The organism is Streptomyces sp. NBC_01571 (assembly GCF_026339875.1).
Lineage (GTDB): Bacteria > Actinomycetota > Actinomycetes > Streptomycetales > Streptomycetaceae > Streptomyces.
Genome location: NZ_JAPEPZ010000001.1, coordinates 686,802 through 702,004 on the forward strand (window position 1 = coordinate 686,802; position 15,203 = coordinate 702,004).

A 15,203-nucleotide genomic window follows, 5' to 3' on the forward strand; every position below is an offset into this window, starting at 1 on the left:
TTTTGTGGCTGCCGACAAACTCACCGTCGAGGATCTGCTCTCCTACCCGGCTCTCCAGCTCTCGGTGAAGGCCGGCCGCGGTGGCCTGGGCCGGTCCGTGTCCTGGGCGCACGCCAGCGAGCTCGCCGATCCGACACCCTGGCTCCTGGGCGCCGAGGTGATCATGACGGCGGGGCTGGCGGTCCCCCGTACCGCGGCCGGACAGCGCGCCTATCTGGAGCGGCTGGACGACGCCGGGGTGTCCGCCCTCGCCCTCTCCGCGCGGCTGCACATGCCCCCGCTCCACGACGCCTTCTTCCAGGCGGCGGAGGAGCGCGGCTTCCCGGTTCTCGAGGTACCGCTCGCCGTTCCGTTCATCGCGGTCTCCCAGGAGGTGGCCGCCTCGGTCCAGGAGGACGCCCGGCACCGGCTGGGGGCCCAGCTCCAGGTCTTCGGCTCGCTGCGCTGGCTGGTCGCCGAGGATCTGGACACACCGGCGCTGCTCCGCCGTCTCGAAGGTCTGTCGGGATACGACGTCTACCTCTGTACGCCGCAGGGCCGCCCGCTGCTGCCCGGCGTTCCCACGCCGGATCCCGGTGTGCTGCCCGCGTCCGTCGACGCCCCGCCGACGATCCCCGGCGGGTTCGTGCTGCCGGTGCCCGCGCCCGGCGGACCGGCGGGATTTCTCGTCGCGTACGCGCGTCGGGGCGCCCAGCCCGCGGGGCTCGCCGTCGTCCAGCACATCGCCACCGTGGCCGCGCTGCGGCTGGCGATGGTGCGCAACGAACGCGAGACTCTGCGCCGTGAGGGCGCGGAGACGCTGGCCGAGCTGCTGCAGGAGGTGCTCGACCCCGACGCGGCCCGGCGCCGGCTCGCCCGGCACGCGATCGAGGGCGATGCCGTGCTGCTCGTGGTACGCCACACCACCGACGATGCGTTGCTGCGCTGCCTGGAGAACCATCCCCATCTGCTGCTCACCTGGGGCGAGGACCGTTATCTGCTGGGGGCGCCGGAGTTGGCGGATGCGGTCGGTGAGCTGCCGGACGTGGCAGCCGGGATGAGCCGCACCTTCCAGCCCGGCGCCGCGCTGAGGGTCGCCCAGCGCGAGGCGCTCTGGGCGGTCTCGAAGGCCGTGGAGTCCGGCCGCCCCGTCGTCCGGTACGGCGACGACTCGACGGGCCGGTGGCTGCCCGACGACCCCGGCGTCCTGACCGCCCTGGTCGAGCACGTGCTCGGTGAGGTGCTGCGCTACGACGCGGCCCACGACTCGCAGCTGCTGGTCTCCGCCCGTACCTGGATGGAGCGCGACCGCCGCACCGAGACGGCCGCGGCGGCGCTGCACATCCACCCCAACACGCTCTCCTACCGGTTGCGCCGCTTCGGCACGCTCGCCGACCGCGATCTGACCTCGACGGGTGCGTTGGCGGAGGTCTGGCTGGCGATCCAGGCGGCGGGGGCACTGGGTCTCACGGACTGACCGGCCCCGCGGCGCACCGGAACGTGAGGACGGCCGGCCGAGTCCGTTCCGAGATCCTTGGTCAACAGGCTGGCATCCCCAAATGCCCTTTGCCTAGGATGTATTGTCTGTCAAGCCAAGCCACCTGAAGCAGCTTGGAGCTGGGGGAACGATGCAGGCTGGAAAGCAGTTGTCCACGAAGATCGACGCCACGGTGCCCACCGCCGCTCGCATGTACGACCACTATCTGGGCGGCAAGGACAACTACGCTGCGGACCGGACGGCCTGCGCCGAGCTGGACAAGGTCGTGCCGAGCACCCGCGCCCTGGCGCTGAACAACCGGCGCTTCCTGCAGCGGGTCGTCAGGACGCTGGCAACCGACTACGGCATCCGGCAGTTCCTCGACCACGGGTCAGGCCTGCCCACCCAGGACAACGTCCACCAGGTCGCCCAGCGCGTCGACCCCGAGTCGCGGGTCGTGTACGTCGACAACGACCCGATGGTGCTGGTGCACGGCCGGGCGCTGCTGGACCAGAACGACCGCACCACGGTCATCCACGCGGACCTGCGCGAGACGGACAAGATCTTCTCCCACCCCGACACCCAGCGCCTGATCGACTTCTCGCAGCCGGTGGCCGTGCTGTTCAACTCGGTCTTCCACTGCATTCCGGACAGCGAGACCGACGGCCCTCTGGCCGTGTCCCACCGGGTGGCCGAACGGCTGGTGCCCGGCAGCTGCATGGTGATGTGTCAGCTGGTCAGCGAGGACGCGAAGGTCCGGGAGTTCGTCACCGATTTCATGGACCAGGCGACCCAGGGGCATTGGGGCAGGGTCCGTGAGGAGAAGGACGTGGCCGAGTGGTTCGAGGATCTCGACGTCCTTGACCCCGGCCTGGTGGAGGTGTCCACCTGGCGGCCCGACAATGAGGTGGCGCCCCGTCAACTGACCCAGGAGTGGGTCGAGTTCGGCGGCGTCGGACGACTCAGGTAAGAAAAGACAGGTCCTACACGCTTCGGCTCCACCGGCTTCGCGGCCGGTGGAGCCGAAGCGCTTTCACGAGGCGGAATACCGTTCGTCGGCCGTCTTCTGAAGCAGCGTCAGCGTTTCCCGCGGGGTGAGAGCCTCGTCTCCCAGCCGGTCCAGGGCCAGGCGGTACTCCTCGGTCTCGTCCCGGTCCTCCAGGAAGTTCGCGCTCCTGATGTGCTCCAGGTACACGATGTCGGGCAGGTCGAGACCGCCGAAGCGCAGGTAGGTGATGGGGATGGCGGGCGCGGACGCGTTCGTCACGTCCAGGGGAACGATCTGCAGCGTCACGTGGGGGCGCTGCGCCATTTCGACGAGGTACTGCAGTTGCTCGCGCATCACCTCGCGGCTGCCCAGCACACGCCACAGGACCGACTCGTCGATGACCGCCCACAGTTGTGGGGCGTCCTCACGACGCAGCAGTTCACGGCGGCGCGTGCGCAGCTCCACCCGCCGCTGCACCTCACCGGCCGGTGCCGTGGGCAGACCTCGTTCCACAACTGCCTTGGTGTAGGCCGGAGTCTGGAGCAGCCCGGGGACGTACTGGATCTCGAAGGTACGGATGGCGGCAGCGGCCTCCTGCAGCCCCACCAGCCGGTCGAACCACTCGGGCATCAACCGCTTGTCGTAGCGCTGCCACCATCCCGGCTCGCCGGCCCGCTGCAACAACTGGAGCAGGACCGACGCCTCGTGGCCGTCGGTGTCATAGAGGTCCAGCAGTGCGCGGACGTCCCCCTCCGTCGGAGGCCTACGGCCTTTGCCCGCCTCGATGCGCGACAGCTTCGCGGGACTGAATCCGATGGCACGAGCGGCCTGATCCTGCGAGAGGCCGACATCCTCGCGGATACCCGCGAGTTGGACGCCGACCAGCATCTTCAGCAGGGTCGGAGCCGGCTCGGTCCGCTTCAGATACGGTTCGAGGCGGGAGATACGAGGTGACTCGGCGGACATCCTTACTCCCTGTGGACCGGCAGACGAGAAGACCCATCCTCGCATCCTCAGGCCCTCTGCCGCATACTCCGGCAGAAGTGGAACCGTATGCCTCCGCTTCACACCAGGTGATCGAACTCCCCGTCCTTCGCTCCGGCCAGGAACGCGGCCAGTTCGGCGGCCGTGTAGATGAGGGCCGGTCCGTCCGGGTCGCGCGAGTTGCGCAGCGCCACCTCTCCTTCGTCCAGAGGTGCCACCTCGACGCAGTTGCCCTCGGCGTTGCTGTGCCGGCTCTTCACCCAGCGGACCCCCAGCGAACTGGCCCGCGTTCCGTTTCGCACTGATGGCACCGGACTCTCCTTGCTCACGTTCCACCACGGTGTACACGTCGGCCGCCCTCAGGGTCGGACCGATCCCGCGCGGTCCTGTTCCAGCCACACCCGTGCAATTTCCCGTGAAATTGCACGACGGGCGTCGACAGGATGGATAATAGCTCGGGCGTCAACCGCACCGTTGGCGCACCGGACCTGACGTCAGATCAGGGAGATGTCGTGTCGTTATCCGCACGCCAAGCACCAAGTCCCGCAGGCGGAACGGCCACGCCGTGGGCGGGTCGGACAACTCCGTCCGGTTCGCCCTCGGACGGAGCGGCCGCCCGCGTCCAGGGACAGGAGCAGCCCGGGAGAAGCGATCCCGCGGGCAACGTGCCCAGATCCGCGAGCCTGCGCATCAGTGAATCCCCCCAGGGGTTCACCCAGGCGCGCGACTTCACCCGCCGCACGCTTGGCCGCTGGGCGCTCGGCGACCGCAGTGACGACGCCATCCTCGTCGTCACCGAACTGGCCACCAACGCGGTGCTGCACGCGGCTCCGCGGGCCGGTGCCGGGCAGACGGGAGTGTGGCTGAAGCTGACACTTCGCCGCACCCACCTCGTGTGTTCCGTCACCGATCAGAGCGACAGTCCGCCCATGTGTCCCCGCACGGACGGCGCTCTGGAGGTCCACGGCCGCGGACTGCGGATCGTCGAAGCGCTGTCCGAGCACTGGGGCTGGACCCGCTCGCCGGCGGGCAAGACCGTCTGGGCCATGCTGCCGACACCTCCTCGGCCGACACCGCCTGCCTGGCAGGGCCCGGTATGACACACGTCGCGGCGGAGCGTCCCGCCAAACCTCATCACGGAACTCCTCGCGCGGGAGCGGACATGGAGACAGCTCTGAAAGACCTCGAACACGTTCCCTGGCGCGAGCTCCAGGACTCCACCGGAGCGGCCACGGCCATCCCCTCCCTGCTCACCGCCATCACGTCGGGCGATGAGGCCACCGCCGTCGACGCACTCGCGCGACTGAGGCAGCGCATCTGCCAGTACGGCTTCGTCGTGGACCAGGCGACCGCCGCGACGGTCCCCTTCCTGTGGGAGCTCGCGCAGCTTCCCCAGGTCGCCTGCCGCGTGCAGATCCTCCGGCTGTTGAAGAACATCGCCGACGCCCGGCAGTGGGAGAGCACGGCCATGGCCTACCCCAAGCTGCTCAACCGGCGGGAGAACTACGTGGGTTGGGAGCGCGAGGCGCGCCGCGCCGTACGGGACCACCGCGGGACCATCCAGCGCCTGCTCGCGGAGCCGGACAAGGAAGTCGTGCAGGCGACGAGGGAACTCGCCTCCGCCCTGACCGACTGACACGCCGTTCGCGTGACGACCCCACTGATCACTGCACGTCGGGGCTCAGCGGACCCTGTCGCCCGGCGCCATCCGGTACGTCTCCCGTACTCGGGCGGCCGGCGGCCACGCGATCAGCAACCGGGAGCCACCGACGCAGGTGCCCACCGGATCCGCGTCCCGGCTCGGGCATCGGGCGCCAGGCACCAGGCACCAGGCACCAGGCACCAGGCACGGTCCTGCGTCCACCACGGGTCCGGCGACTCGGCGAACTCGCGCTCGCCCCAGAACCCGGGCAGACCGTGCTCGGCGGCGTTGTGAAGGTCACCGTCAGCTCCGGTCGGCTCGTGTCGGTCCGTGCCGGCGCCATGAGGCGAAAGCCGTCCCGCAGTGACTCCGCCTGGTCGCAGCCCGGCGTGCGCCGGCACACCGGGCGTTCCCGCTCCGGGTCACAGGCCCTCGGCCGCTCGATGCGTCAGCGCACGACGACGACGGGGGCGATGTCGATCGTCCCGTCGTGGTTGTCATAGAGACAGAAGGTCGTCTTCGTCGGGATGTCGAAGACGACGCCCCCGGTCGCCACACACTCGGCCTTGGTGACCGCGGGCCGGGAGGCGGCGTCGGCGGCCGCCCCCGTGGCGAGGATGAGCCCGGCAGCCCCGAGAGTCGCCGCCGTGGCCGGGGCGGCAAAGCGAGAGCGCATATCTGTCTCCTTCTCCTGATGATCCGTACTTCGGCAGGAGACAGCCTGCGGCACCCGTCACGATGAATTCCCTCGTGTGGGAGCACGCGGGGCGGCCGGGCACGTCATGCCCGGGAGCGACCGCTTCCGCCCGTACCCGGCCGAGGGCCGTCGACAAGCGGGCCGCCGACAGCCGGAGCGGGCCGGGTCTGTGACGCGTGTCCAACAACGCGGACACCAGCCGGTCGACGGCAAGGCACCGTCGTCCGCACCCGGACCATCGCCACCCGCACGATCGTCGACGGCACCGAGCAGACCCCGGCTCGGGCCGGCTGAGCCGGGGGGCTCGCTCCTGCCGTCGGCGTGGTGCACCGGGTCGTCGGTACCCGGTGCACCACGTCATGGCCGGCGGCGCGCCCCGCCGCCGGTGCGGGTCAGTGTCCGGACGCCGAGGTGAGGGCTGCCCGAGCGGCTCTCTCCACCAGCGCGACACCGTCCTTCATCGAGGGGCTGCCGTCCGAGAGGACCGCGACGAGATAGTGGTGTCCGTCCACGACGATCCGTCCCACGCTGTTGACGTCCCAGAGCCCGGACGTGCTGCGCTGCAGCCAGCCGTTCTTCAGAGCCCACCCGGAGCCCCCGGCCGCCGAGACACCCCACGCCTGCTCGGTCGCGACGCCGGCCATCAGAGTCCGGACATAGGTCCGGGACTCCTGGTTCAGCGCGGTGGCGCCCCCGTCCGGCTTCCCGCCCGTGCCGAACACCGCGCGCAGCAGGCGGATCTGGTCACTCGCCGTCGTGCGGGTCAGTCCCCAGCGAGTGCCGGATCCGCCCTTGGTCTCGGTCAGGCCCAGGCGCCTGTTCGCCGCCTCCAGACCCGGTGCCCGGCCGATCTCGCGCCACAGCGCGTTCGCCGCCGCGTTGTCGCTGTGCCGGATCATCGGTTCGGCATGCGCGCGTTCCTGCGCGGTGAGGCGGCGTCCCGCGTCCTGCGCCTGAAGCAGCAGTGTCGCGAGGATGTCGACCTTGATGATGCTCGCGGTGTCGTACGTGACGTCGTCGCCGTAGACCGTGGGCACCCGGCCCGTGCCGTCGAGGTCGAGCACCGCCGCCGTCACGCGTGTCGTGTTGCGGGGTTCGGCCGCTGCCGGAGGTCCGGTCTCGGCTCCGGTCTGTGCGGAAGGCCTTCCGACGGCGGCGGCCGCGGGTGCCGCGTGTGCCGTGCCGCCCGCGAGAAGCGCCGTCGACAGAGCCAGGAGGACACCGGCGCCGGCGAAGGCGCGCCTGCCTCGGTGTCCCGCCGGGGACTCCGGGTGCTGCGGGGGGCGCGGTTGGTTGGGCATCTTCAAGCGAGCCTCGACAAGTGGTGTGGAAGGGTCACTGAAGAGCGAACATAAACAAATCGCGCACAACTCGGGGTGACCGGGGTCACCACGGGCCTCTTCCCGGCCGGAATGTGAAAAGAGCCATAGGGGCGCCATCGCCTCGGGCGGTCGTCAGGACCGAGCGCCCCGCCCTTGATCCTGAACGCGCCCTGCGGACCGCCCTGGCCTGCTCACGCCACCCCGCCACCTGTGGAGAGCGACGCGGCTCCCGCCCCTCTCAGCCCGAAGACGCCGCGTTCCGCGCGCGGGCCGGCAGAGCCTGCTCCCCGGTGCGGCGGATGGCGATGAGGGCGGCGTCGTCGCCGAAGCGTCCGCCCGCGTGGGCGAGCAGATCCCCCTGCACGTCCTGGAGCAGAACGTCGGGCGGATGACCGACCCACTGGGCGACCCGTTCCATGAGCGGATAGAAGACACCGCGGCGGTCACGGGCTTCGACCACACCGTCGGTGAACAGGAGCAGGGTGTCGTCCACGGCGAACGGCAGCACGGCGACCGTGACCTCGCCGGGATCGGTGAGACCGACGCCGAGCGGAGGCGCGGGGGCCAGATCCGGGGCGCTCACCGCGCGGCCCGGCCGCAGCAGCAGCGGCGCCAGGTGGCCACAGCTGACCATCCGGACGACGGGATCGTCGTCCGGGATCTCCAGCAGGAGCGCCGTGACGAAGCGTTCCCCCGCCTCGTCCGTGGGCTCGAAGTCGTCGAGGTATCTGCTGAGGCTCCGCTCCAGGGAGCCGGCCAGCGCGGGCAGCGCGGCGTTCTGGTGCACGGCCTCGCGGAAGGCGCCGAGCAGGAAGGCCGCCTCACCGATGGCCGGCAGACCCTTGCCGCGCACGTCGCCGATCACGACCCGGGTGCCTTGCGGACTGCGGGCGGCCGCGTAGAGGTCACCGCCGATCTCGGCCTCCTCTTCGGCGGGCAGGTAGACGCAGGAGAGCCGCAGGCTGCCGAGTCGGCTCGGCAGCGGCCAGAGCAGTACCCGCTGCGCGGCTTCGGCGACCGACCGTACCCGGGCGAGCTCACGGCTGTGCCGGTCGCGGACCACGGACAGGATGACGATCAGCGCGGAGAGCACGGCCAGGGCGAACAGCTGCACCAGCACGTTCCGGGAGAGGAGCAGGCCCGAGCGCCAGCCGATGAACGCCTGGGCCGCCATCGCCGCGGCCCCGACACAGCCCGTGACCAGGGGGCCCTCGCCCCATGCGGTGATCGCGGGCGCGATGACCAGCAACGGCCCCAGCACGATGTCGGAGGGAGCGACGATGTCGGCGACCGTGATGAGGACGATGAGCGCCACCGGAATCAGCAGCAACAGACGGCTTGTCCGGCCCGCCTGCGCAAAGCCCCGATTCCACGCCGTCATGGTTTCCACAGTGCACCGCGGCGGGCGGGGTCGCGAACCCGAAGGGCACTTGAAGCCGACGATGTCTTCCTGACTTCTTACCTGACGTGACCGCCCCTCTCACGTGGCGTGACCGCTCGTCGCCCGGCACGACCACTCGCGGTCGTCGCCACACCCTCCACACCACGAACGCGGCGCTCGCCCGGGGCGGACGACTCCGATCCCGTCCCTCCGGACCTGAAGGTAAGAGTCGGGTGAGGGACGATGCCGGCAGCCGGGCCGGACCTCCCGATTTCGTACGCGGCCGCGCCGTCCTCGTTGACGCCGGTGGTGGCGCATGGGCGCGCGCGTGGAGTTCCGGCCGGCCCCGGGACACCGGCCGCTCCCCCAGCCGGACGGCCCCCGGACCACCACGAGCGCGATCAGCGTGTCGACGGCAGGCGGCGGGGGCGTACCCCTCATCGGCGCGGAGCAGGCGTCGGCTTCCTGGCGGCAGTCTCAACCCGCATCTCCAGCAAGGGCGTTGCGGACGCCGTTACCCCGGGATCCGGACCGGCCGGGCAGTTGCCGTGCGCACCGGGGCGCGAACTCCGGTTGCGTACGACGGGGCAGCCGCGTCGTCGGCCCCTGCCGTCATGGCACAGCGGCGCCGTCTGCCCTGCGGAGCCGTACGGCTCGTCCCGTTCCGACCCCTGTCGGGATGCCCGCCCGGGATGGCCCGCGCCCGCCGGCGAGCTGCGGGCCATCGACGTACGACTTCGCGTGGGCGGGTCATGTCGTCACTGGTGCCGACGCACCCCGTTGACGACCGTCCCGCTTCCCGATTCCCCATCCCGGCTCCCGGCTCCCGGCGCTCAGGCTCCGGGCTGCCGCGCGGAGAGACGGTACGCGCGGTGCCGTCCGGCTCAGCCGCCGCTCTTGCGGCGGAACGACCGCTGGCTGGATGCCGGTCCGTGTGCTCCGCGGATCTTCGACGCGTCCGGTTTGCCGTTGCCCCCGGTGCCGTCCGTCTGGATCCCGCGCTTGCGCGCCAGAGCCTCCCGGAACTTGCGCTTCAGGTCGTACTGGCCGTCGTCGTCGGGCGTCAGTGCGGGGCTCTCGGCCTCGGTGGGCTCCGAACCTTCTTGTGGCTGTGACTCGGCAGTCATGCTGACCTCCTGGGTTCGGGCGCTTGAAGGTACAGCTTGTCATGCCGACACCGCGCGGACCGCCGCCGCCGATACCGGAGCCCGGCCGGCCGAGCGTGCGTCCGCTCTCCGGGCTAGCACGTCGGGTCCCGGCGCGTCACCCGGGGAGGTGTGTGCCATCGGAGAACGAAGAGATGTGAGGATGTCTTCATGAGCGACAACGTCTACTTCGACATCACCATCAACGACGAGCCCGCGGGCCGGATCGTCTTCAAGCTGTTCGACGAAGAGGTTCCCAAGACCGCGAGGAACTTCCGCGAGCTGGCCACGGGCGAGCACGGCTTCGGCTACGAGGGTTCGAGCTTCCACCGGGTCATCCCGGACTTCATGCTGCAGGGCGGCGACTTCACCCGGGGCGACGGCACGGGCGGCAAGAGCATCTACGGCGAGAAGTTCGCCGACGAGAACTTCCAGCTCAAGCACACCAAGCCCGGCCAGCTGTCGATGGCGAACGCGGGGCCGAACACCAACGGCTCGCAGTTCTTCATCACCACCATCGTGACCGACTGGCTGGACAACAAGCACGTCGTCTTCGGCGAGGTCGTCGAAGGCATGGACATCGTCAAGCAGGTCGAGTCCCTCGGCTCCCGCAACGGTTCCACCAAGGCGAAGATCACCATCGCGAAGTCCGGCGTCGTCGGCGCCTGACCACCGCCGTTCGCCGTCTCCCCCGAACCCGGCCCCGGACAGCCCGTCTGTCCCACACGGGCGCCGGGTTCGGGGGCCGCCGAACATCAACCGGTCGCGCGGTCAGGTGACTTCGCCGACCCGGCCAAGGACGACGTCCGCGCCCGGGAGGGCTCGCGGGAGCGGGCCGGCGTGTTTCAGGACTCGACGGGATGACCGCCGTCGCCGTCGACGACGATACGGTCCTCGCCCGGCTCTTCGGCTCGTTCGACCATCGTGACGTCCACCTCCCCGTCGCCCGTCGTGTCGAACTGGTAGAGGTCGGCCTTGCCGTCTCCCGTGGTGTCGGTCATCCACACATCGGGCTTCCCGTCACCATTGGTGTCGGCACTGAGGACGACATGGTGTTCGTCCCCCCGGGTTTCGATCACTTCCGCCTGATCTTCGCCGTTGTTCATAGCGGCCGGTTGCCCGCACCCGCGCATCCGAAACAGCCCGCGCCGGAACGTGGCCCGCGGCTCACGGCGGACACCGACGACGACGAAGGCACGTGCGCGGCCCGCGACCGGGGACCCAGGGATTGAAACCGTTCAATCGGTCGCGTCGCGAGCGCCTCAGGAACCACCCCAAGCCCGTTCCATGGTGATGGCCCGTCAAGAAAATCCCTGCACACTCATTGACCCTCACACCGTGCACCCCTACGTTCGCCTCAGTCCACCGATGTGAATCGATTCATCATTCCTACGTGAGGGGCCGCAGTGATCAGTAGGAGGAACATCCTGGCGGGCGCGGCGGCCACGGTGGGTGCCGTGGTCTCCGGAGCCGGACCAGCCCTGGCCGCACCGTCCTCGTCCGCCGCGACGGGGGCCCGACACGGCGCCCCGCACGTCACGGTGCCGACCGTCGAGTACGTTCAGCACCCGTTGGGCATCGACGTGCAACACCCCCGGCTGAGCTGGCCGGTGGCCTCGGACGAGCCGGACATGCGCCAGAGCGCGTATCAGATCCGCGTCGCCTCCAGCGCCTCGGGCCTGTCGCACCCGGACGTCTGGGACAGCGGAAAGGTCGTCTCCGGCGACTCCGTCCTCGTCCCCTACGCGGGCCCCCGACTCGAGCCGCGGACACGCTACTTCTGGAGTGTGCGCGTGTGGGGCGCCGATGGCCGGGCCTCCGGCTGGAGCGAGCCGTCGTGGTGGGAGACCGGTCTCATGGACGCCGCGCAGTGGTCCGCGGAATGGATCTCCGCGCCCCCGGTCCTCACCGACGCTCCGTCCCTCGAAGGCGGCGCCTGGATCTGGTTCCCCGAGGGCGACCCGGCCAACAGCGCCCCGGCGGCGACCCGTTGGTTCCGTCGTACGGTCGATCTGCCGGCCGGGATCACGGCGGCGACACTGGCCATCACCGCGGACAACGTCTACGCCGTGTCGGTGAACGGCACCGAGGTGGCCCGCACCGACCTGGAGACGGACAACGAGGGCTGGCGCCGTCCGGCCGTCGTCGACGTGCTCGCCCAGCTGCGTTCCGGCCAGAACGTCCTCGCGATCGCGGCGACCAACGCGAGCGAGGGACCCGCCGGTCTGGTGGCCGTCCTCGCTCTCCACACCGCGTCCGGCGAGCAGCGGATCCTCACCGACGCCTCCTGGAAGTCGACGGACAAGGAGCCCGCCGGGGCCTGGCGCGACGCCGGTTTCGACGACAGCGCCTGGCCCGCGGCGAAGGAGGCGGCCGCGTGGGGAGCCGGACCGTGGGGCAGGGTCGTCCCCGCGTCGTACGCCGCCAACCAGCTGCGGCACGAGTTCAGGCTGCCCCGCAGGAAGGTCGCCCGCGCGCGCCTGTACGCCACGGCTCTCGGCCTGTACGAAGCCCACCTCAACGGCCGCCGCGTGGGCCGCGACCACCTCGCCCCCGGGTGGACCGACTACCGCGAACGGGTCCAGTACCAGGCGTACGACGTCACCACGCTGCTGCGGTCGGGCGGCAACGCCCTCGGCGTGTACGTGGCGCCGGGCTGGTACGCCGGCAACGTCGGCATGTTCGGGCCCCACCAGTACGGTGAACGTCCCGCGCTGCTGGCCCAGTTGGAGGTCGAGTACGCCGACGGGACGAGCGAGCGGATCACCTCGGGCGCGGACTGGCGGGCCGCCTCCGGACCGATCGTCGCCGCCGACCTGCTGGGCGGCGAGACGTACGACGCGCGCAAGGAGACCGCCGGCTGGACCTCTCCCGGCTTCGACGACCGGGCCTGGCTCGCCGTCCGCGGCGCGGGCGACGCCGCTCCCGCCCGGATCGTCGCGCAGGTGGACGGCCCGGTCCGGGTGGCCGAGGAACTCGCGGTCAAGAAGGTGACCGAACCCCAGCCGGGCGTCTTCGTCCTCGACCTGGGCCAGAACATGGTCGGCTCCGTACGGCTGCGGGTCTCCGGCAAGGCGGGGACGACCGTACGTCTGCGGCACGCCGAGGTCCTCAACCCGGACGGCACCCTCTACACCGCCAACCTGCGAACCGCCGCGGCCACCGACTCGTACACCCTCAAGGGCGGCGGCGAGGAGACGTACGAGCCCCGCTTCACCTTCCACGGGTTCCGCTACGTCGAGCTGACCGGATTCCCCGGTACTCCCTCGGCGAAGGCCGTGACGGGACGGGTCATGCACACGTCCGCCCCGTTCACCTTCGAGTTCGAGACGAACGTCCCGATGCTCAACCAGCTGCACAGCAACATCACCTGGGGTCAGCGCGGCAACTTCCTCTCCGTCCCGACGGACACACCCGCGCGCGACGAGCGGCTGGGCTGGACCGGTGACATCAACGTCTTCGCGCCGACCGCGGCCTACACGATGGAGTCGGCCCGTTTCCTCAGCAAGTGGCTCGTCGACCTCCGCGACGGGCAGACCTCGGACGGCGCGTTCACGGACGTGGCGCCCATGGTCGGCACGGTCGGCAACGGCGTCGCGGGCTGGGGCGACGCGGGCGTCACGGTTCCCTGGTCCCTGTACCAGGCGTACGGGGACCGGCAAGTGCTGGAGGACGCCTGGCCGTCCGTCCGGTCCTGGCTGAAGTACCTCGAGAAGAACAGTGACAGCCTGTTGCGGCCGGCCAGTGGATACGGCGACTGGCTGAACGTCGGCGACGAGACGCCGAAGGACGTCATCGCCACCGCGTACTTCGCGCACAGTGCCGACCTCGCGTCCCGGATCGCCCGGGAGATCGGCGAGGACGACGCCCCCTGGCTCGATCTCTTCGGCCGGATACGCGAGGCGTTCCGGAACGCCTACGTCACCGCCGACGGCAGGGTGAAGGGTGACACGCAGACGGCGTATGTCCTCGCCCTGTCGATGAACCTGCTGCCGGACGCGCTGAGAACAGCCGCGGCCGACCGTCTCGTCGCCCTGATCGAGGCCAAGGACTGGCATCTGTCGACGGGCTTCCTCGGTACGCCCCGGCTGCTTCCCGTCCTCACCGACACCGGGCACACCGACGTCGCCTACCGGCTGCTGCAGCAGCGCTCCTTCCCCAGCTGGGGCTATCAGATCGACCAGGGCTCCACCACGATGTGGGAACGCTGGGACTCCATCAAGCCCGACGGAAGCTTCCAGACCCCGGACATGAACTCCTTCAACCACTACGCCTACGGCTCGGTCGGCGAGTGGATGTACACGAACATCGCGGGCATCGCGGCGGGCCGGCCCGGGTACCGCGAGATCGTCGTACGGCCCCGCCCGGGCGGTGACGTCACCTCCGCCCGCGCCACGTTCACCTCGGTCTACGGCCCGGTCTCCACACAGTGGCGCACACGGTCCGGCCGCTTCGCCCTGACCTGCAGCGTGCCTCCCAACACGACCGCGGAGGTGTGGATCCCCGCTGCCGACCGGCGGGCGGTCACCCACGACCACGGCACCTTCCTGCGCGAGGAGGACGGCTGCGCGGTGTACCGGGTCGGTTCCGGCACCCACCGCTTCAGCGCGTAGCGCGCGGGACCGGCCGCGCCGCGGACAAGGTGGCTCCGGCCCTTCACACCCCGGTCGATCGACCGGGGTGTGAAGGGGTACGGGGAGGGCTCGGGGTCGTCGCACACAGGAACGGCACGTTGCCACCGAACGCCTGGTGTGTGCAGCTGAACCACTGGTCGCCGTTCCCGCGCATGCCCGCGACGCGGTCGGACTCGGTCAGGGTTCCGTCGAGGATGACCTGAGTCATGCCCTATCTGCGGTCGCGTCGGGCGACGGTGGTCGACCAACCCTGGTCGAGCAGGAGACAGGCCTGGTCGACGGCTGCGACGGGGTCGGGGCGGGAGTCGGCGAACGCGAGGATTTCGAGGGTGAACCGGGCGTAGGCGGCGCAGACGAGGTCGCCGTGCGGCAGCCCTGTCTGGTCGGCGAGAGCGCGGGCCAGAGCGTGTTCATGGCGCAGCCACATCGTGCGGGAGTACTCGCGCAGCGCCGGGGTCTCCTGGACGAGCCGCTGGAAGTCGGCGAAGCGGGGGTCCCTGGTGTGGGCCGAGTCGACGAAGCCGGTGAGGTGGGCGCGCAGAGCCTGGGGGACGGTCTGACCTGGTGGTCGGTCGGTGACCGCGCGGACCAGGGCGGCCTCGTTGCGGGCGTCCTCATCGAAGACCAGGGCCTCTTTGCCTCGGGGGAAGTAGTTGAACAGGGTCGACACTGACACGTCGGCGCCCTCGGCGATCTCGCGGACGCCCACCTGCTCGTAACCACGTTCCAGGAACAGTCGCAGCGCCGTGTCGGCGATCGCCTGGCGAGTGGCGGCTTTCTTGCGTTCGCGCCGCCCGCCCGTTCCTGCGCGGTCGATCGTCTCTGCCATGTCTTCAACCCTACCCGGCGTCGAGCAAACTTGGAATGGTTGTATGTTTGTATCGGTTGCAAAAAATGGCGGTGCCTGACGGGTCCGCGGCACAGGGCCGCGCCCATGATCCGGCGCCGGCGAGA

Annotated in this window: 14 protein-coding genes; 6 read left to right on the plus strand and 8 right to left on the minus strand. The window is 70.5% G+C overall.

Going from position 1 to position 15,203, the window contains the following annotated elements:
• The first annotated feature begins 4 nt into the window (after positions 1–4).
• Together OHB41_RS03080 and OHB41_RS03085 are read left to right on the plus strand one after the other, a co-directional pair.
• Positions 5–1,456 (plus strand): PucR family transcriptional regulator, encoded by a 1,452-nt coding sequence (locus OHB41_RS03080; protein WP_266696387.1) that lies wholly within the window; start codon positions 5–7, stop codon positions 1,454–1,456.
• A gap of 151 nt (positions 1,457–1,607) precedes the next feature.
• A complete protein-coding gene (locus tag OHB41_RS03085; RefSeq protein WP_266696388.1) occupies positions 1,608–2,426 on the plus strand; it encodes an SAM-dependent methyltransferase in 819 nt (272 codons plus the stop codon).
• Positions 2,427–2,489: 63 nt separating this feature from the next.
• Here OHB41_RS03085 and OHB41_RS03090 read toward each other — a convergent pair whose 3' ends face one another.
• Together OHB41_RS03090 and OHB41_RS03095 are read right to left on the minus strand one after the other, a co-directional pair.
• Positions 2,490–3,410, minus strand: a complete 921-nt coding sequence (locus OHB41_RS03090) for a helix-turn-helix domain-containing protein (protein WP_266696389.1) — start codon at positions 3,408–3,410, stop codon at positions 2,490–2,492.
• Between the two features lie 98 nt (positions 3,411–3,508).
• Positions 3,509–3,739, minus strand: a complete 231-nt coding sequence (locus OHB41_RS03095) for a DUF397 domain-containing protein (RefSeq protein ID WP_266696390.1) — start codon at positions 3,737–3,739, stop codon at positions 3,509–3,511.
• A gap of 354 nt (positions 3,740–4,093) precedes the next feature.
• Between OHB41_RS03095 and OHB41_RS03100 the strand changes: the two genes are divergently transcribed.
• Positions 4,094–4,528 (plus strand): ATP-binding protein, encoded by a 435-nt coding sequence (locus OHB41_RS03100; protein ID WP_266696391.1) that lies wholly within the window; start codon positions 4,094–4,096, stop codon positions 4,526–4,528.
• Positions 4,529–4,590: 62 nt separating this feature from the next.
• Positions 4,591–5,064, plus strand: a complete 474-nt coding sequence (locus tag OHB41_RS03105) for a hypothetical protein (protein ID WP_266696392.1) — start codon at positions 4,591–4,593, stop codon at positions 5,062–5,064.
• A 454-nt stretch (positions 5,065–5,518) separates the two neighbouring features.
• Here OHB41_RS03105 and OHB41_RS03110 read toward each other — a convergent pair whose 3' ends face one another.
• The 4 genes from OHB41_RS03110 to OHB41_RS03125 all read right to left on the minus strand — a co-directional run bounded on the left by OHB41_RS03110 (position 5,519) and on the right by OHB41_RS03125 (position 9,597).
• Positions 5,519–5,746 carry a hypothetical protein gene (locus OHB41_RS03110; RefSeq protein ID WP_266696393.1) on the minus strand — a complete coding sequence of 76 codons (228 nt, stop codon included), beginning with the start codon at positions 5,744–5,746 and terminating at the stop codon, positions 5,519–5,521.
• Between the two features lie 413 nt (positions 5,747–6,159).
• Positions 6,160–7,068: a serine hydrolase gene (locus tag OHB41_RS03115; protein WP_266696394.1), complete on the minus strand. Its 909-nt coding sequence runs from the start codon at positions 7,066–7,068 to the stop codon at positions 6,160–6,162.
• A gap of 259 nt (positions 7,069–7,327) precedes the next feature.
• Positions 7,328–8,470, minus strand: a complete 1,143-nt coding sequence (locus OHB41_RS03120; protein ID WP_266696395.1) for a PP2C family protein-serine/threonine phosphatase — start codon at positions 8,468–8,470, stop codon at positions 7,328–7,330.
• Between the two features lie 884 nt (positions 8,471–9,354).
• The gene (locus OHB41_RS03125) at positions 9,355–9,597 is read right to left on the minus strand and encodes a DUF5302 domain-containing protein (RefSeq protein ID WP_266696396.1); all 243 of its coding nucleotides are present in this window, start codon (positions 9,595–9,597) and stop codon (positions 9,355–9,357) included.
• Positions 9,598–9,786: 189 nt separating this feature from the next.
• On the opposite strand from OHB41_RS03125, the gene OHB41_RS03130 reads away from it, so the two are divergent.
• Positions 9,787–10,284, plus strand: a complete 498-nt coding sequence (locus tag OHB41_RS03130) for a peptidylprolyl isomerase (protein WP_266696397.1) — start codon at positions 9,787–9,789, stop codon at positions 10,282–10,284.
• Positions 10,285–10,460: 176 nt separating this feature from the next.
• On the opposite strand, the gene OHB41_RS03135 is transcribed toward OHB41_RS03130, so the two are convergent.
• On the minus strand, positions 10,461–10,721 hold the full coding sequence (locus OHB41_RS03135; RefSeq protein ID WP_266696398.1) for a hypothetical protein: 261 nt from the start codon (positions 10,719–10,721) through the stop codon (positions 10,461–10,463).
• Between the two features lie 300 nt (positions 10,722–11,021).
• Between OHB41_RS03135 and OHB41_RS03140 the strand changes: the two genes are divergently transcribed.
• Complete coding sequence (locus tag OHB41_RS03140) at positions 11,022–14,228, plus strand: alpha-L-rhamnosidase (RefSeq protein WP_266696399.1); 3,207 nt, start codon at positions 11,022–11,024, stop codon at positions 14,226–14,228.
• 232 nt (positions 14,229–14,460) lie between these two features.
• On the opposite strand, the gene OHB41_RS03145 is transcribed toward OHB41_RS03140, so the two are convergent.
• Positions 14,461–15,078 (minus strand): TetR/AcrR family transcriptional regulator, encoded by a 618-nt coding sequence (locus OHB41_RS03145; protein ID WP_266696400.1) that lies wholly within the window; start codon positions 15,076–15,078, stop codon positions 14,461–14,463.
• Positions 15,079–15,203 lie beyond the last annotated feature (125 nt).